Source organism: Silvimonas soli, assembly GCF_030035605.1.
GTDB classification, from domain to species: Bacteria; Pseudomonadota; Gammaproteobacteria; order Burkholderiales; family Chitinibacteraceae; genus Silvimonas; species Silvimonas soli.
Genome location: NZ_CP106736.1, coordinates 4477046 through 4500782, shown reverse-complemented (window position 1 = coordinate 4500782; position 23737 = coordinate 4477046). Strand labels below are relative to the sequence as shown.

35 protein-coding genes are annotated in these 23737 nt (G+C 53.8%); 15 read left to right on the top strand and 20 right to left on the bottom strand.

Annotation, left to right across the window (positions count from 1 at the left end; genetic code table 11):
* Nucleotides 1-41: 41 nt before the first annotated feature.
* Nucleotides 42-503, top strand: a complete 462-nt coding sequence (locus tag N7220_RS20665; protein ID WP_283149426.1) for a hypothetical protein — start codon at nt 42-44, stop codon at nt 501-503.
* Nucleotides 504-569: 66 nt separating this feature from the next.
* Nucleotides 570-1019 (top strand): hypothetical protein, encoded by a 450-nt coding sequence (locus N7220_RS20660; protein WP_283149425.1) that lies wholly within the window; start codon nt 570-572, stop codon nt 1017-1019.
* On the opposite strand, the gene N7220_RS20655 is transcribed toward N7220_RS20660, so the two are convergent.
* Nucleotides 1016-1651, bottom strand: coding sequence for a hypothetical protein (locus N7220_RS20655; RefSeq protein WP_283149424.1), 636 nt, complete (start codon nt 1649-1651; stop codon nt 1016-1018). The two genes, N7220_RS20660 and N7220_RS20655, sit on opposite strands and share 4 nt — an antisense overlap.
* 161 nt (nt 1652-1812) lie before the next feature.
* Nucleotides 1813-3000, bottom strand: a complete 1188-nt coding sequence (locus N7220_RS20650; RefSeq protein ID WP_283149423.1) for a zonular occludens toxin domain-containing protein — start codon at nt 2998-3000, stop codon at nt 1813-1815.
* Here N7220_RS20650 and N7220_RS20850 point away from each other — a divergent pair.
* A complete protein-coding gene (locus N7220_RS20850) occupies nt 2986-3375 on the top strand; it encodes a hypothetical protein (protein ID WP_283149422.1) in 390 nt (129 codons plus the stop codon). The two genes, N7220_RS20650 and N7220_RS20850, sit on opposite strands and share 15 nt — an antisense overlap.
* Here the strand turns inward: N7220_RS20850 and N7220_RS20640 are convergent.
* The 7 genes from N7220_RS20640 to N7220_RS20610 form a co-directional block, all read right to left on the bottom strand.
* Complete coding sequence (locus N7220_RS20640) at nt 3341-4858, bottom strand: hypothetical protein (protein ID WP_283149421.1); 1518 nt, start codon at nt 4856-4858, stop codon at nt 3341-3343. The two genes, N7220_RS20850 and N7220_RS20640, sit on opposite strands and share 35 nt — an antisense overlap.
* A 198-nt stretch (nt 4859-5056) precedes the next feature.
* The gene (locus N7220_RS20635) at nt 5057-5287 is read right to left on the bottom strand and encodes a hypothetical protein (protein WP_283149420.1); all 231 of its coding nucleotides are present in this window, start codon (nt 5285-5287) and stop codon (nt 5057-5059) included.
* A gap of 2 nt (nt 5288-5289) precedes the next feature.
* Complete coding sequence (locus tag N7220_RS20630) at nt 5290-5541, bottom strand: hypothetical protein (protein WP_283149419.1); 252 nt, start codon at nt 5539-5541, stop codon at nt 5290-5292.
* Nucleotides 5541-5735, bottom strand: coding sequence for a hypothetical protein (locus tag N7220_RS20625; protein ID WP_283149418.1), 195 nt, complete (start codon nt 5733-5735; stop codon nt 5541-5543). The genes N7220_RS20630 and N7220_RS20625 overlap by 1 nt, the downstream gene beginning before the upstream one ends.
* Nucleotides 5736-5737: 2 nt before the next feature.
* On the bottom strand, nt 5738-6061 hold the full coding sequence (locus tag N7220_RS20620) for a hypothetical protein (protein ID WP_283149417.1): 324 nt from the start codon (nt 6059-6061) through the stop codon (nt 5738-5740).
* Between the two features lie 29 nt (nt 6062-6090).
* Nucleotides 6091-7563: a replication initiation factor domain-containing protein gene (locus N7220_RS20615; protein ID WP_283149416.1), complete on the bottom strand. Its 1473-nt coding sequence runs from the start codon at nt 7561-7563 to the stop codon at nt 6091-6093.
* Nucleotides 7563-7763: a hypothetical protein gene (locus N7220_RS20610; protein ID WP_283149415.1), complete on the bottom strand. Its 201-nt coding sequence runs from the start codon at nt 7761-7763 to the stop codon at nt 7563-7565. Before N7220_RS20610 ends, N7220_RS20615 begins: the two co-directional genes overlap by 1 nt.
* Nucleotides 7764-7933: 170 nt before the next feature.
* Between N7220_RS20610 and N7220_RS20605 the strand changes: the two genes are divergently transcribed.
* Nucleotides 7934-8335, top strand: a complete 402-nt coding sequence (locus N7220_RS20605; protein WP_283149414.1) for a hypothetical protein — start codon at nt 7934-7936, stop codon at nt 8333-8335.
* Here the strand turns inward: N7220_RS20605 and N7220_RS20600 are convergent.
* Together N7220_RS20600 and N7220_RS20595 are read right to left on the bottom strand one after the other, a co-directional pair.
* The gene (locus tag N7220_RS20600) at nt 8300-8755 is read right to left on the bottom strand and encodes a hypothetical protein (protein ID WP_283149413.1); all 456 of its coding nucleotides are present in this window, start codon (nt 8753-8755) and stop codon (nt 8300-8302) included. The genes N7220_RS20605 and N7220_RS20600 overlap by 36 nt on opposite strands.
* 22 nt (nt 8756-8777) lie before the next feature.
* Nucleotides 8778-9089, bottom strand: coding sequence for a hypothetical protein (locus tag N7220_RS20595; protein ID WP_283149412.1), 312 nt, complete (start codon nt 9087-9089; stop codon nt 8778-8780).
* Nucleotides 9090-9202: 113 nt separating this feature from the next.
* On the opposite strand from N7220_RS20595, the gene N7220_RS20590 reads away from it, so the two are divergent.
* The 8 genes from N7220_RS20590 (at nt 9203) to N7220_RS20555 (ending at nt 14482) form a co-directional block, all read left to right on the top strand.
* Nucleotides 9203-9556 (top strand): hypothetical protein, encoded by a 354-nt coding sequence (locus N7220_RS20590; RefSeq protein ID WP_283149411.1) that lies wholly within the window; start codon nt 9203-9205, stop codon nt 9554-9556.
* Nucleotides 9557-9558: 2 nt separating this feature from the next.
* Nucleotides 9559-10602, top strand: coding sequence for a phage/plasmid replication protein, II/X family (locus N7220_RS20585; RefSeq protein WP_283149410.1), 1044 nt, complete (start codon nt 9559-9561; stop codon nt 10600-10602).
* Entirely contained in the window at nt 10599-10790 is a 192-nt protein-coding gene (locus tag N7220_RS20580; protein ID WP_283149409.1) for a hypothetical protein, read from the top strand. The genes N7220_RS20585 and N7220_RS20580 overlap by 4 nt, the downstream gene beginning before the upstream one ends.
* 251 nt (nt 10791-11041) lie before the next feature.
* Nucleotides 11042-11287, top strand: coding sequence for a hypothetical protein (locus N7220_RS20575; RefSeq protein ID WP_283149408.1), 246 nt, complete (start codon nt 11042-11044; stop codon nt 11285-11287).
* A 208-nt stretch (nt 11288-11495) separates the two neighbouring features.
* A complete protein-coding gene (locus N7220_RS20570; RefSeq protein ID WP_283149407.1) occupies nt 11496-12848 on the top strand; it encodes a hypothetical protein in 1353 nt (450 codons plus the stop codon).
* 3 nt (nt 12849-12851) lie between these two features.
* Entirely contained in the window at nt 12852-13178 is a 327-nt protein-coding gene (locus N7220_RS20565; protein WP_283149406.1) for a DUF5455 family protein, read from the top strand.
* Nucleotides 13175-14014, top strand: coding sequence for a zonular occludens toxin domain-containing protein (locus tag N7220_RS20560; protein WP_283149405.1), 840 nt, complete (start codon nt 13175-13177; stop codon nt 14012-14014). The genes N7220_RS20565 and N7220_RS20560 overlap by 4 nt, the downstream gene beginning before the upstream one ends.
* Before the next feature lie 177 nt (nt 14015-14191).
* Entirely contained in the window at nt 14192-14482 is a 291-nt protein-coding gene (locus N7220_RS20555) for a hypothetical protein (protein WP_283149404.1), read from the top strand.
* On the opposite strand, the gene N7220_RS20550 is transcribed toward N7220_RS20555, so the two are convergent.
* Together N7220_RS20550 and N7220_RS20545 are read right to left on the bottom strand one after the other, a co-directional pair.
* Nucleotides 14479-14757 (bottom strand): hypothetical protein, encoded by a 279-nt coding sequence (locus N7220_RS20550; protein ID WP_283149403.1) that lies wholly within the window; start codon nt 14755-14757, stop codon nt 14479-14481. The genes N7220_RS20555 and N7220_RS20550 overlap by 4 nt on opposite strands.
* Nucleotides 14758-15156: 399 nt before the next feature.
* A complete protein-coding gene (locus tag N7220_RS20545) occupies nt 15157-15690 on the bottom strand; it encodes a major capsid protein P2 (protein ID WP_283149402.1) in 534 nt (177 codons plus the stop codon).
* A gap of 338 nt (nt 15691-16028) precedes the next feature.
* Between N7220_RS20545 and N7220_RS20540 the strand changes: the two genes are divergently transcribed.
* Nucleotides 16029-16664, top strand: a complete 636-nt coding sequence (locus N7220_RS20540) for a DUF6680 family protein (protein WP_283149401.1) — start codon at nt 16029-16031, stop codon at nt 16662-16664.
* Nucleotides 16665-16766: 102 nt separating this feature from the next.
* Here N7220_RS20540 and N7220_RS20535 read toward each other — a convergent pair whose 3' ends face one another.
* Nucleotides 16767-17336, bottom strand: coding sequence for a P-loop NTPase family protein (locus N7220_RS20535; RefSeq protein ID WP_283149400.1), 570 nt, complete (start codon nt 17334-17336; stop codon nt 16767-16769).
* Nucleotides 17337-17716: 380 nt separating this feature from the next.
* Between N7220_RS20535 and N7220_RS20530 the strand changes: the two genes are divergently transcribed.
* The gene (locus N7220_RS20530) at nt 17717-18112 is read left to right on the top strand and encodes a hypothetical protein (RefSeq protein ID WP_283149399.1); all 396 of its coding nucleotides are present in this window, start codon (nt 17717-17719) and stop codon (nt 18110-18112) included.
* A gap of 432 nt (nt 18113-18544) precedes the next feature.
* Nucleotides 18545-18730: a hypothetical protein gene (locus N7220_RS20525; RefSeq protein ID WP_283149398.1), complete on the top strand. Its 186-nt coding sequence runs from the start codon at nt 18545-18547 to the stop codon at nt 18728-18730.
* Nucleotides 18731-18853: 123 nt separating this feature from the next.
* Here the strand turns inward: N7220_RS20525 and N7220_RS20520 are convergent, their stop codons facing one another.
* From N7220_RS20520 to N7220_RS20495, 6 genes are all read right to left on the bottom strand, one after another.
* A complete protein-coding gene (locus N7220_RS20520) occupies nt 18854-19087 on the bottom strand; it encodes a hypothetical protein (protein WP_283149397.1) in 234 nt (77 codons plus the stop codon).
* A gap of 127 nt (nt 19088-19214) precedes the next feature.
* The gene (locus tag N7220_RS20515) at nt 19215-19715 is read right to left on the bottom strand and encodes a DUF2726 domain-containing protein (RefSeq protein ID WP_283149396.1); all 501 of its coding nucleotides are present in this window, start codon (nt 19713-19715) and stop codon (nt 19215-19217) included.
* A 143-nt stretch (nt 19716-19858) separates the two neighbouring features.
* On the bottom strand, nt 19859-20269 hold the full coding sequence (locus tag N7220_RS20510; RefSeq protein ID WP_283149395.1) for a hypothetical protein: 411 nt from the start codon (nt 20267-20269) through the stop codon (nt 19859-19861).
* 107 nt (nt 20270-20376) lie between these two features.
* Entirely contained in the window at nt 20377-21165 is a 789-nt protein-coding gene (locus N7220_RS20505; protein WP_283149394.1) for a COG4705 family protein, read from the bottom strand.
* A gap of 525 nt (nt 21166-21690) precedes the next feature.
* Nucleotides 21691-22122, bottom strand: coding sequence for an EamA family transporter (locus N7220_RS20500; protein WP_283149393.1), 432 nt, complete (start codon nt 22120-22122; stop codon nt 21691-21693).
* A gap of 183 nt (nt 22123-22305) precedes the next feature.
* Nucleotides 22306-23736 (bottom strand): efflux transporter outer membrane subunit, encoded by a 1431-nt coding sequence (locus N7220_RS20495; RefSeq protein ID WP_283149392.1) that lies wholly within the window; start codon nt 23734-23736, stop codon nt 22306-22308.
* Nucleotide 23737: the final 1 nt, after the last annotated feature.

The following is a 23737-nucleotide window of genomic DNA, read 5'->3' as shown; positions in this document are numbered from 1 at the left end:
GCATGCTTGATGTCAAGCATCCTCAATACAAGGAGAAAACAATGAATTCGCTTAATGAAATTCTGAACGAGGCGCTAAAAGCGATCAGCAAAGACAGCGACCGCCAGCTAGCAATTCACATGGGCGTAACCGCTTCCGCGGTCAGTCTCTGGAGGCACGGGAAAAGCACGCCAGACATGTACGCCCTAATGGAATTACAGAAAATATTGCAAAGAGACGCCCGAGAACTGTCGGCAATTATTGAGGCAGAACGGGCCAAGACCGAGGAACGACGCGGGTATTGGGAAGATGTGAAACGCGCTTTCTCTAAGAGCGCCCTTTCGATTGCCGTGGTTGCGGCGGCGACGATAGCCCTGCCGGGAGGGGTTCAAAAAGCTTATGCAGGGGAGGTATTACGGCATGCCCTGTCAGACGATCTGACAGCACATCTGTATATTATGTTAAGTAACATTCGTAGATTGATCCGGAGAGTGTTTCCAGCAAACCGCCCTGCATTCACCTGAAAGACGACCGATAGATACAGAACCCGCCCGACGAACGGCGGGTTTTTTCATATCAGGGTGTAGAAGATGAACAACAGAACATTCCCGCGCACAGACTTCAAATCAAATCAGAACGACCTCATGCACGCCGTGTTTTCCGTTTCTGCAACAGATATCGCCACCGTCTGCAAAGTCGACCTGGACACAGTGAGCCGATGGAAGACCGGAACAGAGCCGGTACCGTACATGGCGTACCAGCTTCTGGTATTCAAGGCGCTCGGACGAATACCAGAAGGTTTTGGGGCGTGGTCAGGCTGGCACCTGATTGAGGACCGCATCTATCCACCGGGCGCCAGCTTCAAAGGCGCAGCCCGGCAGATTGAACTGATTTTTATTGATCACTACCGGATTGATCGGCAGCTTTGCGAGAATCAGGCCACACACATCGAAGGCCTGACCCGCAGGCATGATTTCTACAAGAAGCAATGCGGGCTAGAGTCCCGCTGGGGAATGATGCTGAACAATCTATTTGGCTAGAAAAAATGCGCCGGGCAATGCAGATTATCCATTTCCCGGATAATCCTCGTATGCTCGGCGATCATTGAACTATCAGAGCGAGAACGCCGCTGCACCTCGTTAAACCGCTTAGCCCTGCCAAGGCCATCGCACTGCATGTCACGGATAGCATCTGAAGAAACCAGTACTTTCGACCCGGGTATCTCAGGCGGAGAAACCGAATCAGACGTAGCCACCGCAAGGCTTTGCTCCTGATGCGGTACAGGATCAGCCACGTTCATATCAGCACCCGAAACCGTTCCCGTAAATACAGACCCTTGCGGGCATGACCCTTGCTCATAACTGATATGCCCAGCCGAATCGCGGCACTTTATTGCCACAGCACCAGAGCCTTGCGTGTATTGAACATCCGCAGGAACGGCTGCTATTGATTTCTGAGCGGATGAAACCGCTACAACTGGCTCCGGCAAAGAATTGACATCAACTACCGGTTGACGCGTGTCATTGGCCAAAGCTGGCTGCATTTTCGTCTGCCACGGAAACCCCAAAACCGCCACAGAACCATCACTCAAGCCCAACCGCCAAGGGCCAGTAACTTGAATAGCCAGAAAAAAGAATGCAGCAAAACCAGCAAAGGCAACCCAAACGCGCATAACCAATCTCCAGACACGGTAGCCGGAGGATACATTACGGAACAAAACGCGAAAACCCGGCTTGCAGGATTGGGGCTGCGGCATGGAAAACGGGCGGGACGCCCCGCCCTAGCCCCGCCCCTCGCACCCCGCAAGCGGGTCCCCAGTCGGGGCTTGCAGCGTTACGATGCGGCAGTGTCCTTTTCAGGACCAAGCTGCTTTGTAGTTGCATCGGCAGCGCGACCAAACGGGTCGATTGGCCACGCAGTAACCAGATAGCGCAGGCCGTCGCTGTTTCTGGATACAAACACCCCCCGCTCCATCGGCTGCACACTCCAACCCATCTCCGCCAGCTGCTTGAACGTGAACTCCTCTTTCACGTGAAACGAGTCATCCATCACTTCAATGCGGCCCTCAACGCGATGGCGACCATTGAACGTGCCTTCAATCATCGCAGCCAGTCGGGGCCGGTATTTCTGGAACAGATCCACCGGATATTGTTCAGGCTTATAAGCTTCGTTCGCGTCGGTTTTCGCTACTGCCACCGACGAAGCAGCCGAAGCCACCGCAGTAGCAGGAACAACCGCGAGATTTGCCGGTTGCGCTGAAACAGCCGGCGCTTTGGGTGAATTGACGACATAAGCACGCTCCTGATTTTTTGGCGCAACATGAACGGGCGACTTGTGAAAGAAGCCCCAGAGATACCACACCGCCACCCCGGCCATGATGAACACCAGCGGCAACTGGAACCGGAAGAATTTAGTTTTCAGAAGGTTGGCGCGATCATCTTTGTAGTGCTCCATGTTGGTCGCATCGTCGCGCTTAGTCTTATACACACCAAAGAACCTGGGCTCGTATTCCCGCGTGCCGTTATTGATCTTCTGGAATTTTTCCGGGCCTTTGGCCTTAAACATTGTCCAGGCGTACTTGTGGTCTCGACCAAGCGCCGATTGCTTCACAAACACGACTTTATTTTCTACGCGGCGCTTCCAGAGCGCATGGCAGTCGCGCAAATCCTGACCCATGGCCACGAGATCAAGCCCACGGTGACGGTGCTGAGTCACAAACTCAGTTATCTCGGGACTCACCTGCCCTTTTGCGGGCCAGAAATCCTGCAACTCATCAATCACCACCAAGGCGTCATTTTCGACCAGCTTGTCAATGCGACGCGTATCGTCCCATTCGATTTGCACCAGCAATTCCGAAACACGATCCACATGGACGCCGGTCAGTTCTGACACCTTGCCATGGTCCATGCCGCGAATATTGGTGAACACTTTCCGCTGTTTCGATATGGCCGGAAGGATGTGATAAACCACGGCTTCCCACGTTTTGCCATGACCCGGCAAACCCTCATGAAAGGTAAACATTTACCATTGCCCCAAGGTAACGACCTTACGCAAAAGACGAAAAGCGACGCCAGTACCCAAAATTGCCATTGCCTGACCAAAACCGGTTACGGTCAAAAAATAAACAAGGTAATCAGGCAGCATGCCGGTTACGCCGGACATACCACCATTCAAAAAAGAAGGTGCGGGCAACGATTGAAACAAAAACAGAATTGCGCCAAGCAACGCTTTGACAATGGCGATAAACATATCGCCAATGAAATCAGCCAGCGCAGCAAAAACAGCCTTGATAACCAGCAAAAACCAATTACCAAGATTGTCGAGTTTTTCACTCAGCCAAGACCAATCCATCATTTACCCCTTACAGAATCGCCCAGCGAAAGGCAAAAAACGTAGCCACGCAAAGCAAAACCACTTTGATAATTGCGTACATTGATTGCGCAGCTGGCCCGCAAAACTGATCAATATAGATTGAAGGTAAAGAGCCAAACGGCATATGAACGGATGGAATAGTCCACGTGGGACAACTACCCCCGCCACTGAAATTAAAGAAACCCGATGCACCCGAGAGAATCGGGCTTTGCTGCATATTCTTCGAAAAATCCGAAAACACATCATTTAGCTTATCCGTACCGGGCGTATAAAAAGACCCTTTATCCGGCGCATTTGCACCCACCTTTGAATCGCCTGGTGTATCAGTGCACGTTTGCCCGGTCGGGCACGGTGTAGGCGTAGGCGTGGTGGGCGTAGGCGTCGGACTCGAAGAATTGGATTTTGGATTGCTCGTGCAATTAGAAAGGCACGCCGTAGTGCCTGGCGGAAGCGAACTATTTGTATTCGTACCGGGAACACGATTCGTCAAAGTGCTATCAGTAGTCGTCGGAGAAACAAGGCACCCCGAAAGATTACCCATTTGTCCGAACAGCGAACCCGGAGGGCAATCAGCCGCAGAAGTGGCAGGTGTATTGCTCGGCGTGGCGAGACACCCCGAAATCGCACCGGAACCGGACCCGACAGTAGAAAAAGAAGTCCCAGCCGGGCAGCTCGTAGGTGAAGCGGCCGGATTATCCGCCACACAACCAGAAAGCTTGTCAGAACCCGATCCAATGGTAGAAAAGCTGGTACCAACAGGGCAATCCTGAGACTTCGCCGGAGGAGCTGACTTAGCGTCACTGGCTGGGGTCGCATAGGTGATGTCGGCACCTGCACCATCATCGCCCGTATAGCGCATCTGGCAGCTGTAATAGGCTTGCGTGTCACCGGTACCAGAATAAGCCGCGTAGCCCCCAGTGGTCGCATCAACATCACACTGCACTTCCTGAGCTTCACAACCGCCGATATTGGAGCTTAGGCCAGAGGCAAGTTGAGAATTAAACGCGCCGGAATTCGTAATGTTGGCCGCACCGTTTGACACGGAGGAGCCTGCAATTGGAACGTACTTTTTACCGGCTGAAGTCCCATCTTTAGAAGAGCAAGTTTGAGGCGGAGCAGCCGAATTGTTGTAACACTCATAAGTAGACGTATCAAAAAGAGGATACGTAGTGGTGCACTGAACACTAGTACCTGCATCAGAGGTAGACGTGTTCGGGGTGCAAATAGGGTCGCCGCCGGGGTTATAACGGCAGCTTTGCCACGTATCAGTAATGGAATAAACAGCGCCGCTCGGCGATGCAGACTTGAGCGTCCAATTGTAGGTATGAGCGTTATCACTACTCATTGTTGTCGCCGACTGGACAGGCGTCGGACCCTTGGTTTTGCCACCGGGCTCCCCCCAGCAATCCGGGCAGACCTGACGGGCAAAAGCGGAAGAGCTAATAACAAGGCCACCCAATACGATAAACGCAATCAGTAATCTTTTTATCCCAAGCGATATATTCATCACGTTTATGCTCCGTCAATTGCGAATCAGTGGCACAGCCCGCCAATAACAAAACCAGCAATAGCGCTTTCATTTTTTGAAGCCGTATACAACTGCACCGGCGACAAGCAGACCCAATAAAAAGAAAATCAGTAGCCAAGCCATTACGCACCTCACCAATAAAAACAGGGGCCGAAGCCCCCGTCTGAAGCGCCGGAATTAACCACCAAACCAGCCGATAACCTTGTTGTAACCCCACTTGGCAACGCCCGGCAGAATCTTGATTGCAGCGATAGCCGAAATTGCAGCAACAATCGTAGAGGCATCAATTGCGCCAGTAATGGCACTGAAATCCAGACCGGTACCAGCAGCATTTGCGCCAGCAGCGACAGTGCCAAATCCAGCAGCCAGAGTTGCGTACAAAGCAATTGCCGAGTTTTTCTTAAGCATTTTTATTTCTCCGAAAGAAAGTTAATAAGCTGGGCATATGCCCAAGCCGAGAGATAAGCGACCATGACCAACGTAAAACTGGACATGAACGCGGTTTGCAAATCGCCGGTATCGGGCACTTGCCAGATGGAAGCGACGGCTTGCAAATTCTGGTATTCGGTCCCGGTCACAAGCACGTAGCCGGAACACTGGTCAGGCGTATCCGCAGTAACCATTGCGGGTTGAGATGCGACCACTTGCAGGCAGGCAGGCATCAGGCTGTTTTCCAGCACTCGAAAATGACCCAACCATTCAGGCAGTCAACCGCCGTATCAATGGCCGATTGGCGATCATCGAAAAATTCCGCGTCCGTAATCAGCGGCACGTAATCAATACCGCCCTCGCCGTCCGACCTCATGAAGTAGCCGGATTCAATATCCTGTACGTAGAAAGCCGGAACGACGCTCATAATCAGGCCGCCTTGGAAACCGTGCCGTCATTGACGTTCACAGCACCGGCAAACCGCACGCCCACCAAAACCGTTTTTTGCACCTTGCCGTTACTGACCAGTTCCAGTTCCAGTTCGGCTTGAGCCGGGAACTTCACGCCCTTGTATTGCTGGAACAGTTCGGACGATGGGTATTTGAAATCCGACACGGCAAAGCCCTTAGCCGTACCCTTGGTTTCATCCTGTTCCATCAGCGCAAATACCGTGGTGTTGTCGTATGCCTGACCTTCAACATCACCCTTGAACATCTTGATACCGACAACGGTTGCATTGGTTTTGAAACGCATGGCTTTTCCTTTAGTGACTAGTCACTTATTCAATGAGCGCCGTCTGAAGCCGTAACCCACCAAGGCGCTTGCGTAGTAGTGGTGGCTGAAAATGGAATGTTTTCGTTCCAGCGTGGTTCGCCGGTTTTGAGATCGCAATTCGGGAGAGAGTGCCGGTCGGCCAGCGTGAGCGGGGCCGGACTCAGGGTGTGAGTCGGTACTTTCAGGCGTTGAGGTACGCCTTCTTTAGATGCGAGCTGAATGAATTTCTCAGCGCCGAGCAGGTGAACAAAGGTGCCAATGTATTTGCCGTATTGGTGCTTGATGCACTCCATAGCCTTTTCGACATTGATCTCAAGCTCAAGCTTGGTTGTGGCAATGCGTGATTGCGCTTCGCTGATCCACTGGAGCGCCGGATAGCTGCCCGCAAGATATGCACCCGGCTGCAAAAGCATGTCGAACGGCAGAATGCGATCAATCGCTTTGTGTTCGATTTCGACGCGCACCCATTCCGATGCTTTGCAGCCCTCTTTCTTGCCCCGCTCATAGATACGGCCATATTTGCCGGATCGACGCAGGCCAACGCAGAAGGTGCGACCCTTGCCATTTGGGCGGTACCAGTTACCCAAGTGTTCACACTGAGGGCCGTTGCCGCGATAGGTCTGATACAAGCCCGTTTTGAAGTCATCAAACGCTTTATCGACCGAGTACAACTCACCCATGTAGTCGTCATAAGCCAGATCGATACGGGTGATTTTGGGTTGATCCGCTTGGTCTTCCAGAAAATCGACCAGGCGTTGTTCCCAACCCTCTTTGGCCGCAGCACAGCCCTTCCCGCTCAGGGAAACAAGGATTTTGCCGTGTTGCTTGGCACCGCCAATGCAGACGAGGCCGTACATATCGCCAAGGTCAAACGAGGCCTTGAAGAATTGCGCGCCGTTGGTACGTTTGGCGGTTACGCCGAACCCGAAAATATGCTCAAGCACCGGGCTATAGGCCAGCACATAGTCATCATCGGTTTCGAGAAACGATGCGAAGGATTTGAATGTGTCGCGATGGACCGTGAACGATACCCAATCGATAAATGAGGCATCACCGCCCCACCCTCGCCGCACCGGATATTCCTTGATCTCGCCATCCGTACCCACAACGAGTTTGATAGTGGGGGCATCGGGTGAATTTTGAGTTCTCCCCGTGTTACTAGTGGGGGTCTCATGCGACCGGCCCGCATCCTTGTGCGGCGCTTCGCGCCCCACCAAGGCCGCAGCCCGGTGCGCAGCTTGCATAAAGTCGGACATGCGGGCGGCTTTTGCTTCGCCGGTCAGGCCCAACAGCCAAGAATCGACGTGAGGCCGGGTGTCGACTGGCAAAGCATCCATGAGCGCGACGCGCGTCATGTTTTCCTCGCCTAGCGCAAACGTAACCTGCCCTTCGATTTTGGCGATCTGGTCAGCCGTGAGCCGTCCGAGGTCAATTTTCTCAGCGGGCGTCAGGCCGGGCGATTTAAGGCGTTTGCGGGCCATTAAAAAGCGTCCCAACTACTGCGAAAAAGACGACCGACCAAGGCTTCCAACTCAACCACGTCACCGCGCAACTTGGCAGCACGCGCAAGATCACCATATTCAGCAGCCTTGCAGGCCTCAATATGCTTGTCGTAACACAGCGAATGCAGAGACCAGACGATCACACCAATGTCATCTCGGCTAATGCTCAGATTAACCATGTTCGTATCCCGGTCGCACGGTTCACCTTCTCCAATATGTGCAGAAAGCGTAGCGGTCGTTTCTGTGCGTTTGCTGGTCATGGTTTGGCGTGCTACCGTTATCAAGGATGCTTAATACGGTAATGTTGAGCATGCTTGATGTCAAGCATCCTCAATACAAGGAGAAAACAATGAATTCGCTTAATGAAATTCTGAACGAGGCGCTAAAAGCGATCAGCAAAGACAGCGACCGCCAGCTAGCAATTCACATGGGCGTAACCGCTTCCGCGGTCAGTCTCTGGAGGCACGGGAAAAGCACGCCAGACATGTACGCCCTAATGGAATTACAGAAAATATTGCAAAGAGACGCCCGAGAACTGTCGGCAATTATTGAGGCAGAACGGGCCAAGACCGAGGAACGACGCGGGTATTGGGAAGATGTGAAACGCGCTTTCTCTAAGAGCGCCCTTTCGATTGCCGTGGTTGCGGCGGCGACGATAGCCCTGCCGGGAGGGGTTCAAAAAGCTTATGCAGGGGAGGTATTACGGCATGCCCTGTCAGACGATCTGACAGCACATCTGTATATTATGTAAAGTAAGATACGTTAGAACCAGAAGTGCTAGAACGACCTCCGCCGCACTGGCTACCTTGGCCGTAAGGTTCGACCCGCTACCTTCTCCGAAGCCTGACAGTGCCGCCGTCATTGTCAGGCACAGCACCAGCGCCACGGACGCGGCGGACTTCCCAAAACGCTGGTTCAAGAAATTTCGCCAGAAGCCTGCCTTCTCGTCGTTCTTGGCCCGGTCCAGCTCCACAATGGCGATTACCTGCATCGGATCACACCCGATGATGTCGGCCAGCCTGCATGCAGTCAGGTTATCGATGGCCCGTGTCTTGTCCCGGAACCCAACCACATAGTTTGGCGTTACGGAGAGTGTCTTTGCCAGTTTGTAGTCGGTATCGAGTCCGCGTGCCTTTTTGGCCTCATCAAGGACTTCGTTGATCGTCTTCATTGTTTTCTCCTTTGCTTGCCGGTTACCGCGCTCGATCTCGACTCAATCGGTCCATTGCCGCCGCTATGGCTGCATCACGATTCTTTGCGCCCTTGTTCATCTCATATGCAATCAGTCTTTCGGCCTTTCCCTTGTCGCCAAAGCAACTGGTGACCAAACGGCCAAATTGATCCCCGCCCATTTGCTTTGCTGATTGCCTTCCCGTCGGGCGTTTTGCTGTGAACTCGCTGTATTCGCGTTGGGTTCGTTTTCGCTTGTACCAGTCCCATGCCAGCTTTGCAGCAACCATGATCATTCCCACCGGCACAAACACCGTGTTCATTGGTTCGTTCATCTTCAACAAACTCCACGTGTTGTTTTTGCTTTCTGGTTATTGACGTAGGTCCAAAATTGAACCTACCATCGCACCAAGTCTAAATTTGGACTTATTCACACAGCGAGCAAACCATGCGAGTCCTACTTTGTGGCGTCGTCAATCGCAAAGGCGTAGCCAAAGCGTCCGGCAAAGCCTACGACATGACCCAAGTCCTTGCCCTCACCCCTGTTGTCGAAAAATCCAGCCAGACCATGGACATCTCCGGTGTTGGCTTTGAGTGCAACGAGCTGGACGGAGTTCAGGGCCTTGTTGCCCTGGCCAAGTCCTACAACCTCGACTTCTCACGCGGTCCGATTCACGTTGATTTGCAGGTTACGCAGATTATCGAGTTCGGGAAAATGAAAACCGTCATTCAGGGCTTTACACCCGTCCAACGCGCAACAGCGCTGGACGTTAACACCGGCGAACTGAAAAAAGTCGCCTGATCATGCTGATTGACTGGCTCACGCTCAAGCTGCCCCGGGAACACGTCCCGCAAGCCGTTTATGACCGCGCCGCCAATCTGAATGATCGCGTTATTTGCATCAGTCCGGATGGTGAGCTTCGCTGGCAAAAGGTTGGCCGCGAATCAATCCGTTCGGACTCGCATCAACTCGTTGTAGACCCCACACCGCATTTTCTCACGCTGTCCGGCTCTCCGGCTCGCGTCGTGAACGGCAATAACGTCTTCGGCAAGTTCGATATCCGTGAGTGTGCAGCCGACATGATCCGCTTCGCGTCGAAACATCTCGAATGCATTCTCCCGCTGGATGGCTCGTACCTTTTCCGGCCCGGCATTGAGCTTTGGAACTGTACCCGCGCAGACATCACGGCCAATTACGACCTCGACAGCCTGCCCGAAGTGAAACAGGCGTTGCTGTACCTCGGTAAAGCCGAAGGTGGCCGCTACAAGGTCCGCAACACGGCAGAAACGCAGTACTTCAACCACGGCTCCGCCCTGCTCTCCGGCAAGGCCTACGCCAAAGGCCCGCATCTGGCCTATCAGGTAAAGAAATTTCAAGCAGAAGCCACCCCGGAACAAATGGAGCTGGCCAACCGCATTTTGCGTCTGGAACTGAAAATCGGGCACCAATGGTGGCGAGAACGCTCACCGAAAGCCTGGTACGAAATGACCGCTGACGACTTTCAGAAAATGCACCAGGACTACTTCGCGCATTTCGTCGGCAAGGTGGAGATCACTGAAATGGATGATTTGCGCACGAATTTTATCGAAGCCGCCAAGCGCGTTGGCTACACCGAAGGCGTCGGCATGGCCGCATACCGGACGTGGTGCCAGATCAAGGCCATGGGCCTGCGTGAGGTCGAGGACACCATGAGCAGCCCGACATGGTCACGCCATCGCAAGGTCATGTTTGAGGCAGGCATGACCTACGCCGACTTTAACGAGCAGAACATCGTGCCGTTTCGCCGCCGCACCATTGAGCTGGGCGCACCTGTTTACGGCTGGGAAGACATCCGGAGAGCAGCATGAACGACTGGCTTTTCGTGGTTTGTTTTGCGCTGGGCTTTGGTGTGCTTTGCGCCCTGCCTTCACTGTTTGTTCTCTTTTTCTTGCAAGGAAACCAGAAATGTTTACCGCTCACAGCATCGGCTATTTCGTTGTTGGACTCGTTGCAGTCCTCGCCTTCCTTTGGAACAAGTCCCGCAAGGGCTGAGTGATGGACGCCTCTACCGTCGCCTCCGCCGTCGCCTCGGCCCCTGCTAGTGGTGATAGCTGGCAGATGGGCACGTTTTACGCCGTCATGGTTCTGCTTTTCGCCATCGGTTTTGTATCGGGCCAACGTTATGCCTGACATGAGTTCGGCAATGTTGGTCGGTTGGTTGCTTGGGGTTTGGGCCACTGGTTTCACCCTGGGCTTTTTCGCGCAGTACGTTCGTCGTCTGTTTTTTATTCTTTAGGAGATTTGAGCATGTTGACCAAGAAAAACCTTTCCTACGTTCTGGCCCTCGGTGCTGTTGCTGCTGGCGCTATCGCTCCGGCTGCATTCGCTGATGGTACCGATTACACGGCAATCACTGCTGCCGTTACCACCGGCATGACCAACGTGGCCACTGGTGCCATTGCCATGCTATCCGCCGTCGTTCCGGTCGCAATTGGGGCGCTCGGTGCCATGGCGATCTGGAAGTGGGGCAAGAAGCTGATCGGCAGCATCTAAGACCGGCCCCACGCCGGTTGCGCTGTGGGGGCCTCGGCCCCCTTTTCATTTATCGTGACAGTGACGGAAAAAGATAATGTGTAGGATTGCGCCCGCTTTATTTGCTTGTTTCGTGGTGTTTGCTTGCTCGTTTTCGTTTGCCGGTTCGCTGATCAAAAACCCGCCACATACAAACGTCACACGTACCACTGGCGGATACAACTACAGCATGAATCCGTCCACCACCTATAAGGTGCTGGGCAGCGAAACAACGCCGTCGCGTGTTGCACCTACATCGGCTGGTACGTCGCTGATGATGGCGGAAGAGCAAGCAGCAACTTGGCCAAATGGTGCTGTTATTGACGCGACACTTGAGACAGGTATCACGGGCGCTGAAATTGCCGCCTCACTTGCCAGTGCTGCAAAAAGTGGTCGCATTACTCCGGCCGGCATTGTTGGTGGCATTGTTTCGCAATTTGTTACGCAAGCGTTGATCAATCAGGGCATGAAATGGATGGCCGATGCACAAGCATGGGAGATGCAGGGCTCATCTTTGGTTCCAGCTTCTTATTCGGTCACGCAAGGTAGTTCTTACACTGACTGTGCTAGTGCTGCAGGCGCTGTTGCTGCGGTGCTTAATAGTGCAAACGATGGCTATGTTTACACGCCTGGTAATTGCACATATTCATATCAGGCCGTTGCCATTTTCGTTTCTTATCGTGATGCCAGTGGCCAGGGTGGCACAGGCAATAGGCAGGGCTCATCATCTAAAACGGTTTGCCCTGCAGGCTCAACCCCGAATGGTCTTACTGGTGGATGGCCAATGTGTACCGTGGTCAATCCGGGATATGCACCCGCACAAACATCCGATTTTCAGAATGCACTAAATCAGTCTTTGAATGCTGATCAAACGGTCCCCACTTGGAGCAAGGCGTTCAATGATGCGTCCGCCGCCTCGCCCGATACGAATGTTGCTCAATCAAGTCGACCTCAGGTCGTTACGGTAAATACACCAACTCAAACCAGTACACCTCAGCAGACATCCTCTACCACGACGTCCAACCCTGACGGCAGTACGACAACCAGCACCACGACTAGCTCAACGACAACCACTGCTAGCCCATCCGGGTCAACGGTTAATAACACGTCGACCAATGTTAATTCGACCACCACCAACATTACCAATACCAACAATTCGGTTACTGGCACGACCACCAGCTCGACTACCACGGCTGATGCAAAACCGGCCCCTGACCCAACCCCTACCTCGACACCTGATCCGGTCACGCTTCCTGCAGCTACACAGTTTCCACCAGTGCCGTCGCCAACACCTGTCCCGGACGGCACACCTGCTGCGCAGACATCCTTTCTGTCCTGGAGCCCGTTTACGTCGTTTTCCTTTGTTTGCACCGATCCGACGGTGCCAATTCTTGATAAAAACGTATCAATTCCGCTTTGCCAGTGGATCGACAAAATTCGCGTGTTTTTCTTCTGGTTCTGGAACGTGGCTACGGCAATTGGGATTTATCTGCTTGGCCGGGGCTTCAACATCAACACGGCTTCGGCCAAGACTGAGGAGTAAGCCATGGGCGCAATCATGACGGTGGTGATGGGCTTTCTGGGCACGTTTTTCAGTGGTTTCGTAGCCTGGCTGTTCACCTTCTTCACTCACAAGCTTGCCCGTGCCGCACTGGTGATCTCTCTGGCCGTTGCTGCTATGGGCACGTTTTACGCTGTGTGCACTGCCGCCCTCAATGGCCTGTCCATGGCTTGGCCGGGCGTCATGTGGCAAGGCTTCGCGTACATGATTTTTACCGACAACCTGCCCGCCTGCCTTACCGCTTATGCCTCTGTCTGGGCTGGCCTCAAGGTCATCCAGTGGGCCCGCTTCACTTGGGAGAACATCACATGAGCATTTATGTCGTCACAGGCACGCTGGGCTCCGGCAAGTCACTCATGACCGTCAAGCAGCTCGCTGAGTACGCCAGAGAGGGCCGCCGTATCGCTGGCAACTTCGATATCGACCTGTGCCATCTGACCGGCAACAAACGCAGCAAGGCCACTTACAGCCGTGTTCCTGACCTGCCAACGGCCGCTGATCTCGATGTGATCGGCAACGGCAACACCAGCTATGACGAGAGCAAGAACGGCGCGCTCATTCTCGACGAGCTGGCCGTCTGGATGAACGCCCGCAGCTTCAATGATCCCGGTCGCAAGGAATTGATCCGCTGGTTCGTGCATGCCCGTAAAAAGGGCTGGGACGTATTTTTCCTCGTGCAACACGTCGGCATGCTGGATAACCAGATTCGCGAAGCGCTCTGCGAGTTCCACGCCGAATGCTTTCGCCTGGACAAGGTGTCGGTGCCCTTCGTCTCGCCGCTGTATCGCATGATCACCGGCAAGCGTTTTCTACCTCTGCCCAAAGTTCACACGGCACGTGTGACCATGGGCAGATCGGCACGCCCGGTCTCGGTTGATCGCTGGTTTTGTTCTGGCGGCTCACTCTACAAGGCCTACGACACCAAACAGATTTTCGACCCCGATTATCCGCACGGTGCGCATACGCTGCTTTCGCCCTGGCACACCCACGGACGCTATCTGCCTCCGCGCCTGTCGCCGCTGTCGATGTTGTGGCGCTTTCCGCTATGGCTGTACATCAAGGCCTTCTGCGCCGTATCCGGTTACTCCTACGACTTCGCCAGTCGTGACTGGAAGAGCACACCCCGGCCCCACCGGGCCGGGGTGTGAGATGAAAGTCATGATCGGCTTCTCTACTCTTTTCCGCTTCGCCGCTGTGGCGTTGTTGTGCTGCCTTGGTGGGTGCGCCACAACAACGCACTACGACGGTCTGGCGCGGCACTCTGCCTACGTGGACTGGTTCAATTGCACGTACACCCATGATCTTCTGGAGTGTGCGTAGCGTTCATGCAAGTCTCGAAGTACCTGCACCGCCCTTTTGCTGACTGGATGCATGGCGTGACCCCGGAAGAGGTGTGCGCCGTGTCTGATGATGAAGTGGATCTGTGGCTCCTGATCATTGCGAACATCGGGCCACACGTCCGCTTTTCCCTGCGCGCTGACTACGTGAAAAACTTCTACGTCCGCTACAAGGTCGCCAGGGCGAAAAAAGAAGGCCACGCTCTTTACAGTCGTGGCCTCCCTTATGAATCCATTTTCAGCGTCATGGCACTATTGGCCGACCTTGGCAAGGTCTAATTCGCCGCCTTCAGCTTTTCAATTAATCCCACCAGCTCCGGTTTCCAGCTTTCCACGCAATCAATTCCTGAATGTAAGTGCTGTAGAGATTCAGATATTAAAGCCAATTCTCTTGTTGAAAAATTCAGCGTTTTTACCCCATCTCTTTTCTGCCTGTACCTCAATAGCTGCATGCGTTCTGCACTGCTTTTGGCCTTGCCCGTCACGGGCCGACCACGCCGTTTTGGCGTCTCGATCAATTCAAGAGTTTTCGTGTCTTCAGTTTGCTTGGCCATGGCGATTACCAATTAACGTAACAGTGACGTTATTATAACAAAACAATTAACGTCATTGTGACGATAAATAGGCCGTCTATCATATCGGCATAAACTTTCAGCGACGCTTACAACACGGGGAAAGCTTCGGTTCTTTACTGCAAGCCGAATACAGAGGGGGAACCGGCTTTGCCGGGGGAGAGTTTCATCCTCCCCAAGGGGGCGATCCGGACGAGTGAAGCGAGTGAGGGGGACCTGTGGTCCCCCGCCGGAGGGGTGGTTTTTGACTTCGCCCTGCCGGTGGCGCGCATGCGCCCCGGCCTCATGTGCGGGTTATTAGTAACACCCGCACTTTACTTCATGGGTGAAGTAAACCCCCATAAACCGCCCCAATTCCAATTCCGGTTTTTGAATTGGTTTTTAGCAATCAACCGCACATCTCTTCCCGAGTTTTATATAAATACATTTATGTAAAGTGAAATACCACCGCATTGTAAGGTAAGTATTCTCTTCCCCGGTTTTGTTCATGAAACAAAACTTCAATTTCAGCGCCGTCATGTGGGCCGGCTTGATCCAGAGGCATTTCGGCATGGAACCGCCGGCGATATCGATTTCCAGCACGACAGCGGACATCCCCGTAGCAGTGGAAAGCGCGCCGATTTTCTGGCCGGTTGCATCACGTGCAAAGATTTCGGTCAGGTCCAGCGTCAGCAAATTCAGGTCTGTCACCATGCCCGTAAATGCGTTCATGGCATCCAGGTCAACCGCCGAACACTGGTGAATCACACGACCATTCACCCGCAAGCGGATGTCTGTCATGTGCGCCTTGGTAAACGTGGTGCCACCCAACTGGAATACCCAGCGTTCGTAGGTCGGCCCGAGTGGCAGGTTAACGGTCGCCGTTACCCCTGCTGCCACGTTCATAAAGCTCAGTTGTTTCTTGAGCATGCCCATTGTTGTTTATCCTTTGTTGTTGGCAGAAAAGGCGAAACCGGCTCAGGAGCCGATAACAATCTTTTTCAGCGGTTCAACGCGGACAACAACGGCAATGGCAACAATCGCGACCAGTGCGGTTTTAAGATAGGAATTCATGTTTGACCCCTCCTTGGGGCTTGGTTGATGTGTAAACACAACTTGCAAGCCCGGAGAATCGGCCAAAATAAAACGCCCCGCAAAGGGGCGTCATATAGGTATTGGTGGGGCACCATTAACCCGTCTAATATGCCCCATGCCGCCCATCGGAATGCGTCATTGGGCGTGGAAAATCAAATCCGAAATAAGGTGGGGTGGCAATGGGTACATTTTTAGGGGTAGAAGTAAAAGATTGGGCAGTGGTGATTTCCACTTGCCTCGGGCCGATTTTAGCCGTTCAGGCGCAGAAGCTGGTTGAAGGATTGCGCAAAGCCAGAGATTTGAAGGTAGAGCTTTTTACCCGGTTAATGGCGACCAGACCGATTCCAGCGCGTGTCACTGCCGAGCACGTACGCGCACTCAATCTTATCGACATTGTGTTTCATGGCCCCATTCGCTTTAATTCGCTACGCAGAAGCAAGACTGAGCAAGATGTATTAAATACATGGCACGAATATCTTGAGCATCTGGGTAAAGACCTTGGGCCGAATCCATCTGATGCCGTTGGCACCGCATGGACCTCGGAAGGTGGAGAGCTATTCATTAATATGCTGCACAAAATGGCTATCGATGTCGGTTACGATTTTGACCGTGCCTTACTAAAAAAGGGAGCGTACTACCCAAGGGCGCATGACGAGGAAAGCGCAGACAACAACAATGTCCGCAAGGCGCTTCGTGATCTTCTTGCAGGCAATGCTGTCTTAAATGTCAATATTGCGGCATTAGCCGGATTGCCCCCCGGGACTCAAATCGAGCCAGCACCGCAGCCTGCGCAGCCACTTGACCCGGCTGAATAAAACTAGAAATGTAGCTTTCCCCGTGAAGTTTCTCCGCGCTCGCGCTGAAGGTATTCCATATCAGCAAGCAACAATAGAGCGGTTTGATCGACAAAGAGGCAATCAGCCATGATTTTGGCATCGGCCTTCCATGCCAGCCGCCCGCAGCGGATGACGGACGCATTGCCCAATGTTTCCTTGTCCATGAGTGCGGGCCGTTGCGACAAGGCGTAGACAGTCAGGCCAAACGTGCGCCCCCCCCTGCCAACCGGGGGCGTTGATTTTTCCGCCCACCGCTACGCCTGAAATTACTTCCGCCACCACCGTACAACGCCCTGCCGCAAACGCCAGTGCGGCGAACATGTCGAACAGCTTGCGCCGCTCCGCTGGCGTGCCGTAGGGGATTAGCGCCAGTTTCCACTTTTCGGATTTGCGCACGGCGGCGACCAGTTCGGAAATCGACCGCACCGCCGTGGCGTAGCCCTCCTGACTGAACTCCCCTTTTGTATCCCAAATCAGCAGCCGGTCGGGTTTGTCCTGGCGTAGTTGCTGCATCACGTAGGTGGTTTTGCCCGAGCCAGACGCGCCCAATATGGCGCGAATATCGGCCTTGTTGGCGCTGCCGACTTGAGGCGCTGCCGACCCCTTGGCTACGGGTGTATTCTCACGGTGTCTAGATGCGACAAAGAGCATGAAGCGATCCCCTCGCAAAGACAGATCAAAGCAATTATTGATAGCCCTCATGCGACGCGAAATCGACTCCATACCAATGAGCTATATGCCTCATTGAGTCGTTGTCCGGACTAATCACCCGCTCCACAGCAACAGGAACACCAGTGCATGCCGTTAACAGCAGCAAACATGCGCCCTACTGCCCTCGCCGGTTTAGCGGCTTGTCACGCCGCAGACCACGTTACTGGCCCGGTCACCATCCACTTGTCCGAAACTGAACCCTCACTGAATTGAAAAGTTGTTTTCCCCAGACGAAATGCTTAGCTTTACAGATGGCTTTACCGCCACGTTAATACTCCGGAATTACACCCGACCTTGTTCTTTAAGTAGCTGGAGATACCATGAATTTTGATAAGAAATATCTAATCTGTTCGTTGGCGTATGTAGCGTTTGGCATGTGCATTGGGATTTACATGGGTGCGTCGCAGAACCATTCCCAGTTTGTCGCCCATGCTCATATTCTTTTGGTCGGTTTCGTTCTGTCTTTTATTTATGGGATTATCCACAAGCTTTGGTTGCATCAACCTGATCGGCGTATTTCCCAGGCGCAATTTGTATTGCACCAGATTGCTGCAATTTCGATGTTCACAGGCCTTCTGCTGCTTTATGGTGGTGTGCTTCCGGAAGCCGTTCTTGGGCCAATTCTTGGCATTGCGTCGGTTGGCGTTCTAGTTAGCGCATTACTCATGATTTATCTGGTATTCAAGTTCAGCGCTGAACTACCACAAAGAGCCTGACATCTCGTTCAACCGGGACTGGCCAACGCTGAACTGGCTTGTTTCGGCCTCACTGAGAAGCGCCAATATATTGGGGCTAACGATGGGTGTATCGGGGCAATGACTCGATGGTGTTACGCCACAGTGCCGCTGCAATACGCTTGACCCTCAATGGGCGCCCGCCTCCCGGCGACATGCTTTCTCCATCAGCTGTTTGGTAGTCAATCAATTGCCCGATTAAATCTCCTATTAAATCCCTTATTTACTGTCGAAGATTTGCCGAATTGCCTACATCAATTAATGCAAGGCGCCGACAGGGGGATTTGCCGCGGACGCGCAGAATAGCCTCATATCCTGCGCCGCCGCTCGTGTGCGGGAATTGCCAATCGCCTGAAGATAAACACTCCAGTTGTACGAAAGGCGATCCATCTTGCTTAACCAGGAGAAAAGATCATGAAACTCGTAACCGCAATTTTGGCAGTCGCTGCAATCGCGTTCTCCGGCAGCGGTTTTGCCGCAGATGCTTCTGCGCCCAAGGCCCACAGCACCAAGCATCATAAAGCCAGCATACCGGCCAGCCAGAAAATGACCGCTTCTCAACCCCAAGATCAGAAGCCTGAGCCTGAACCGAAGAAGTGAGTCACGCCGGGACAAGTACATCCGGCTGATATAAATCCTTGGCACCCACAACGCTGACTGAGTCAGCCCGGAAGAGTCGAGCGACCAGAATACGATCATTCAGGCCGCTCGCAACCGCCCTCTTCAATTTGGCGAATGGGCCTCAATTTGCGCGCGCCGTTCAAGCACTTCAACGCGTCTGACAAGCAGTTCGCGCTCGTGTTCGGCGGCCAAGCGTGCCATTTCGGCATCTGCAACCAGTTCGCTAGCCAGCGCAACCATGGCACGCAGGGCTACTACCGCCTTGTCTCTGGCCGTCAGCAAATCAGCTGATTCGACATCAGCAATGGCGGCTTCCAGAGCCTGCAAGTACGTCATTTATATCTCCGGACAATGTTGGATGCTCTTGCGTTACTGGCAAGATAATTTCTTGTGCAACATTATCCATTGATACGATCAACCCGGTAACGTCAGGCGGAAAATTTTTACGCCTGGGCCGACGCCATCATCCTTGAACCGAAGGCGCAGCGCCCAGTATCCGTTCTCGAATACCGTCGGCTGTGATGACTTCACGTGCGTGGAATCTGGCCAACTTGATACCTGCGTCGCGCATTGCGCGCTCGACAAACACGTCACGATCTTGACGTTTTTTCTGGCTATGCGTTGAGTCGTCCAGTTCAATGCCGGCCACAATTGCATGGTTGGCGTCGCAGATTACAAAATCGAGGCTCTTGCGGTCGATTTTGTTTTGCCATGACTTGGCATTTTCTACCGCCCTCACCTCCATGATCCTCAGCATCTGCACTTGGGCAAAGATGTGGTGTTCCGGCAGGGCTTGTCGCAGCTTTTCAAAGAACGCCGCCTCTGCCTCAGTGCACAGACGCCCACGCGATTTATACGGATATGGTTCATCTGTCGTGGTCGAGCCAGCCGTTTTCCGGGCTTGCTTTTTGACCAGGTAGAGCAGGACACCCACGATGACCAGCAGAAAAAACAAACCCTTCATGGCTTTCTCCTTTTTTGGGGATTAAACCGTAGCACAGGTCTGTGGTTTTTCAGCTTGGTCATCGCCAATGTGGGCTTGGTACCGTGGCGAGCCGGCGTCACATGCCGTTTAATTCTGACTTGGGATGCCGCCGCGATATGCCATTAGTGCTTGCCGCCAACCTTATCCATAATCGCCAGCAAATCGGTCAGCGATTTCTTGCAGCTAGCCTGATCTGGATGGTTCGAGCGCAGCTCAGAAAGCGCGTTGTCGATAGCCTTATCTACGGCGTGCCAGTCGGTGGCTGCACGCGGTTTTAGCGAAGGCTCGGCGTCATCCCAAGAGGTTTCCAGGTCTTTGATACGGGTTTTTCCGCCCGCCAGATCGCCCTTTTGCACCAGATTCAGGGTATCGACCACAATGGTGCGAAAAGATGCCAGGTCGCCCAGTTTGGCGGGTTCAGCGGCATAGGCGGACGAGATGATCGATACGCCAGGAAAGACATCGAACAAACCCAAAGCCAATAGCGCGAAAGAGATAGCCAGCAGACGTTTCGAAAGATTATTTTTCAGCATGTTTTACTCCAGATGATTTGCTCTGCCACGGGCAAAGCAAGTGGGTTAATTCAATGACGCGTTGATTTTTTAAATGGATAAAGTCAGAAAATCGGACCGCTAACGGGCTACTCGTTAACTGCAATGGCCTTGCGGGTGGCGCGGGATTGCTGAATGCTGACCAGACCAACCAGAACCACAATGACCGACAGGAAAACAATACTGGTCTGCACAGTGCCCAAGCCCACGCCGCCATAGGTTTTGGCTTGAGAGAGCAAGTCACCCAGCGAGGCACCCAGCGGGCGAGTCAGAATGTAGGCCAGCCAGAAGCTGAGCATAGCGTTGGCACCCAGATAGCAGGCGACGCCAATCACGGCAATCAGCGCGCCGAACGCAATAACCCCAACGCGAAAGCCCAGTCCCAATGCCTCGGTCGCCAGATCGCCCGCTGCGGTGCCCAGCGCAAAGGTGAACAAAATGGCGGCCCAGTAAAACAGTTCGCGGCGCCGGGTCACAATGGTGTGGATGGATAACGTGCCCTCAATGCGATACCAGAAAGCAAATATCGCGGCCAAAGCAATGGCAAATACGCTGGTACTGGCGTAAAGACTCACACCCAGGCCGTCGGTGAGCGCATCGGTGATCTGGGTTCCGACCACACTGACCAGTACCACGGTGAGCCAGTATTTCCAGGGAATATATTTGCTGGCGCGCAATTGCAGAAACAACGCCGCCACCAAAAAAGCCAGCATGATGCCGCCGGTAGTGGCCGTGCCAAGCCCGACGTGAACAGCCAGATAATCGGCCCCGGTTTCACCCACCGTGGTCGACATGATCTTGATAATCCAGAAGATGAGCGTTACTTCTGGCACTTTGTTCAGCATGGTTAGGGCATGCCGGTTGGGGGATGTAGTCAAAACGTTTTCTCCTGTTGAACGGACCAGACTCAAACGCGGCCTGATCTCAGCAATCCGTGTGCATTGCAACTGAATAGCGTCCTATTCATGCTGCCGATTGCTTCCCAGGTTATCTCGACTCACTTATCTCAAACTTATAAGACCCCTACGACTGTGCTGGTTGAAGTTCCGCAGCGTCCTTCACGCGGACTTGCGGCTATTTATACGGGCTCGGCATTTCAATGACCAAACGCGAAAACCCAGCATTGAAAACATGCGATTCGGACACTAAGCCAGCCCTAAGCTGCCCGGACCATACTGCGCAAACATGACAACGCCCGACCACAGAGTGAATCGGGCGTTGGGACATGCACATTGGTCAAACAATCTTCAGGTGCGGCATGAAACAGCAATCACAACCTGTTTTACAGCGCAGTTATACGAAGCTCGCACGGGCTGTCAAAACGGACGCTTTTTTAGCTTGTTTGATGGTGGTGTTAATCGCGGCAATCGTGGCGCTTTCCAGAACCGCCTGATTCGCGCGCCTTAGAAAGCAATAATCACAATCGAGCCAGCCACAATCAGCGATCCGCCAATCGCCACTGGCCAGGTCAGCTTTTCGCCAATAAACAGCACGCCAAGGATGATGGCAAAAGCCACGCTCAATTTGTCTATCGGCGCCACTTTGGTAATCGGCCCAATTTGCAGCGCGCGGTAATAGCAGAGCCAGGATAATCCGGTAGCAATGCCGGACAGCACCAGAAACAGCCAGCTATAAGGCGAAATCGTCCCGGGTTTTTGCCATTCTGCCCGCAGAGATAGAATTCCCGCCGTCACAAACAGAATCACAATCGTCCGGATAAACGTGGCGAAGTTGGAATTGACGCCAGTAACACCCAGCTTGCCGAAAATGGCCGTTAACGCGGCAAAGAAAGCGGAGCCAAAGGCAAACAAGACCCAACCGGGGAATAATTTCACGATAAATCCTGATGGCAAGTTTCAGACAGCCATTACGGTAGCAATAGCCAACAGGAATGTCACTTCGCGACGAGCAGAATGCGCGGTGGCAGAAAACACAGCGGCCAGGTCAATCATTGCGATTGAACCTGGCCGCTGTACCTCAAATGCTGACGGATTTACACGCTGGATTCGCTACTTTAATCAGACTGGCGCCCACCCTCCTCCAAGCGCTTTGTAAACTGCCACCAATTCAATATACGAGTCCGATTCCGCCTGAGCCATGGCGTCTTCAGCGCTGAGTTGCGTGCGCTCGGCGTCCAGTAGCGTCAGAAAATCTGCTGCGCCTTCTTTGTAACGCACGCGAGCGATATCGGCGGCGCGTTTGCTTTGCTGGGCCGATTCAACCAGCCGTGACAAGCGTTGTTGCGTGCGGTTATAGGTCAGCAATGCGCCCTCAGTTTCTTCCACGGCTTGCAGCACGGTTTGCTCGTATCGCGCCACATCGGCATCGACCACGGCTTTGTTGCTGCGGACCTGGGCATTTACCGCGCCGAGACGGAATGCAGGCCAATCTATGCTCGGCGTGATGCTCCAGGCTTTGGAGCTGGCCTGCCCCAGATCGCCACCACGGCTGGCGATAAAGCCAAGGAACCCACCCAGACTGATACGCGGAAACCGCTCTGCCATGGCGGCACCGACATCGGCATTGGCCGCGGCAAGTTCACGCTCGGCCACGGCAATATCCGGGCGACGGCGAATTAACTCGGCCGCATCACCAATGGGCAATGGCTTGGAGATCGGTGGCAGCACGGCGGGTGCCAATTGTGCATCCAGCGTACCAGGCATGACACCCACCAGCACGGCGAGCCGGTATTGCGTGAGTTTGACGACCGTTTCCAGCGGCGGCAGCGTGGCTTGCACATTGGCCAGATTGGCGCGGGCGCGGGCTACATCCAGTTCCGTGCCTTGGCCGTTAGTCACGCGGGCCTGGGTGATATCCAGCGTGGATTGCAGGTTTTTCAGGTTGCGCTGAGCGACTGCGTAACGCTGCTGCGCGCCGCGCATCAAGTAATAGTTGCGGCCGATTTCGGCCACGACGCTCACACGCACCTGGTCGAGCCCGAAAGCCGCCGCTTCGGCACGAGACCGCGCAGCGGTTTCCAGGCTGGACAAGCGCCCCCAGATATCAAGCTCCCAGCCCGCATCAAAGCCGACTTGCCAGTCATTGGTCAGCACCCGGTTGGTGGTAAAACCGGGTTGCTGCGCCATTTGCCGTGTGACTTGCCCATTGGCCGTCACCACCGGCCAGCGATTGATCTCGCTGATATCAAACTGGGCGCGCGCCGCATTTACCCGTGCCAAAGCAATGCGCAGATCGTGATTGGCGTTCAAGCCCTGGTCGATCAGGCTGTTGAGTTCTGGGTCATCCAGTTGCGCCCACCAGTTGCGTTCAATGCTGCTGGTGTTGAAATCCGCCGTGGCGGTGTTGGCCAAGTGAATTTCAGCGGGTACCGGCGCATGGTATTCCGGCCCGACCGCGCAGGCGGCCAGACCGCCACTGAACATCAGCGCGCTAACCAGCTTGAGCGTGGGCAGCGTGAAATGCTTAACAATATTGATCTTGTTGGTCATG

What these genes read in the sequence shown, in the direction of transcription:
- N7220_RS20665 (WP_283149426.1), top strand. Translation starts at nt 42, where the DNA reads ATGAATTCGCTTAATGAAATTCTGAACGAGGCGCTAAAAGCGATCAGC.
- N7220_RS20660 (WP_283149425.1), top strand. Translation starts at nt 570, where the DNA reads ATGAACAACAGAACATTCCCGCGCACAGACTTCAAATCAAATCAGAAC.
- N7220_RS20655 (WP_283149424.1), bottom strand. Translation starts at nt 1,651, where the DNA reads ATGCGCGTTTGGGTTGCCTTTGCTGGTTTTGCTGCATTCTTTTTTCTG.
- N7220_RS20850 (WP_283149422.1), top strand. Translation starts at nt 2,986, where the DNA reads ATGAAAGGTAAACATTTACCATTGCCCCAAGGTAACGACCTTACGCAA.
- N7220_RS20650 (WP_283149423.1), bottom strand. Translation starts at nt 3,000, where the DNA reads ATGTTTACCTTTCATGAGGGTTTGCCGGGTCATGGCAAAACGTGGGAA.
- N7220_RS20640 (WP_283149421.1), bottom strand. Translation starts at nt 4,858, where the DNA reads ATGAATATATCGCTTGGGATAAAAAGATTACTGATTGCGTTTATCGTA.
- N7220_RS20635 (WP_283149420.1), bottom strand. Translation starts at nt 5,287, where the DNA reads ATGCTTAAGAAAAACTCGGCAATTGCTTTGTACGCAACTCTGGCTGCT.
- N7220_RS20630 (WP_283149419.1), bottom strand. Translation starts at nt 5,541, where the DNA reads ATGCCTGCCTGCCTGCAAGTGGTCGCATCTCAACCCGCAATGGTTACT.
- N7220_RS20625 (WP_283149418.1), bottom strand. Translation starts at nt 5,735, where the DNA reads ATGAGCGTCGTTCCGGCTTTCTACGTACAGGATATTGAATCCGGCTAC.
- N7220_RS20620 (WP_283149417.1), bottom strand. Translation starts at nt 6,061, where the DNA reads ATGCGTTTCAAAACCAATGCAACCGTTGTCGGTATCAAGATGTTCAAG.
- N7220_RS20615 (WP_283149416.1), bottom strand. Translation starts at nt 7,563, where the DNA reads ATGGCCCGCAAACGCCTTAAATCGCCCGGCCTGACGCCCGCTGAGAAA.
- N7220_RS20610 (WP_283149415.1), bottom strand. Translation starts at nt 7,763, where the DNA reads ATGGTTAATCTGAGCATTAGCCGAGATGACATTGGTGTGATCGTCTGG.
- N7220_RS20605 (WP_283149414.1), top strand. Translation starts at nt 7,934, where the DNA reads ATGAATTCGCTTAATGAAATTCTGAACGAGGCGCTAAAAGCGATCAGC.
- N7220_RS20600 (WP_283149413.1), bottom strand. Translation starts at nt 8,755, where the DNA reads ATGAAGACGATCAACGAAGTCCTTGATGAGGCCAAAAAGGCACGCGGA.
- N7220_RS20595 (WP_283149412.1), bottom strand. Translation starts at nt 9,089, where the DNA reads ATGAACGAACCAATGAACACGGTGTTTGTGCCGGTGGGAATGATCATG.
- N7220_RS20590 (WP_283149411.1), top strand. Translation starts at nt 9,203, where the DNA reads ATGCGAGTCCTACTTTGTGGCGTCGTCAATCGCAAAGGCGTAGCCAAA.
- N7220_RS20585 (WP_283149410.1), top strand. Translation starts at nt 9,559, where the DNA reads ATGCTGATTGACTGGCTCACGCTCAAGCTGCCCCGGGAACACGTCCCG.
- N7220_RS20580 (WP_283149409.1), top strand. Translation starts at nt 10,599, where the DNA reads ATGAACGACTGGCTTTTCGTGGTTTGTTTTGCGCTGGGCTTTGGTGTG.
- N7220_RS20575 (WP_283149408.1), top strand. Translation starts at nt 11,042, where the DNA reads ATGTTGACCAAGAAAAACCTTTCCTACGTTCTGGCCCTCGGTGCTGTT.
- N7220_RS20570 (WP_283149407.1), top strand. Translation starts at nt 11,496, where the DNA reads ATGAATCCGTCCACCACCTATAAGGTGCTGGGCAGCGAAACAACGCCG.
- N7220_RS20565 (WP_283149406.1), top strand. Translation starts at nt 12,852, where the DNA reads ATGGGCGCAATCATGACGGTGGTGATGGGCTTTCTGGGCACGTTTTTC.
- N7220_RS20560 (WP_283149405.1), top strand. Translation starts at nt 13,175, where the DNA reads ATGAGCATTTATGTCGTCACAGGCACGCTGGGCTCCGGCAAGTCACTC.
- N7220_RS20555 (WP_283149404.1), top strand. Translation starts at nt 14,192, where the DNA reads ATGCAAGTCTCGAAGTACCTGCACCGCCCTTTTGCTGACTGGATGCAT.
- N7220_RS20550 (WP_283149403.1), bottom strand. Translation starts at nt 14,757, where the DNA reads ATGGCCAAGCAAACTGAAGACACGAAAACTCTTGAATTGATCGAGACG.
- N7220_RS20545 (WP_283149402.1), bottom strand. Translation starts at nt 15,690, where the DNA reads ATGGGCATGCTCAAGAAACAACTGAGCTTTATGAACGTGGCAGCAGGG.
- N7220_RS20540 (WP_283149401.1), top strand. Translation starts at nt 16,029, where the DNA reads ATGGGTACATTTTTAGGGGTAGAAGTAAAAGATTGGGCAGTGGTGATT.
- N7220_RS20535 (WP_283149400.1), bottom strand. Translation starts at nt 17,336, where the DNA reads ATGCTCTTTGTCGCATCTAGACACCGTGAGAATACACCCGTAGCCAAG.
- N7220_RS20530 (WP_283149399.1), top strand. Translation starts at nt 17,717, where the DNA reads ATGAATTTTGATAAGAAATATCTAATCTGTTCGTTGGCGTATGTAGCG.
- N7220_RS20525 (WP_283149398.1), top strand. Translation starts at nt 18,545, where the DNA reads ATGAAACTCGTAACCGCAATTTTGGCAGTCGCTGCAATCGCGTTCTCC.
- N7220_RS20520 (WP_283149397.1), bottom strand. Translation starts at nt 19,087, where the DNA reads ATGACGTACTTGCAGGCTCTGGAAGCCGCCATTGCTGATGTCGAATCA.
- N7220_RS20515 (WP_283149396.1), bottom strand. Translation starts at nt 19,715, where the DNA reads ATGAAGGGTTTGTTTTTTCTGCTGGTCATCGTGGGTGTCCTGCTCTAC.
- N7220_RS20510 (WP_283149395.1), bottom strand. Translation starts at nt 20,269, where the DNA reads ATGCTGAAAAATAATCTTTCGAAACGTCTGCTGGCTATCTCTTTCGCG.
- N7220_RS20495 (WP_283149392.1), bottom strand. Translation starts at nt 23,736, where the DNA reads ATGACCAACAAGATCAATATTGTTAAGCATTTCACGCTGCCCACGCTC.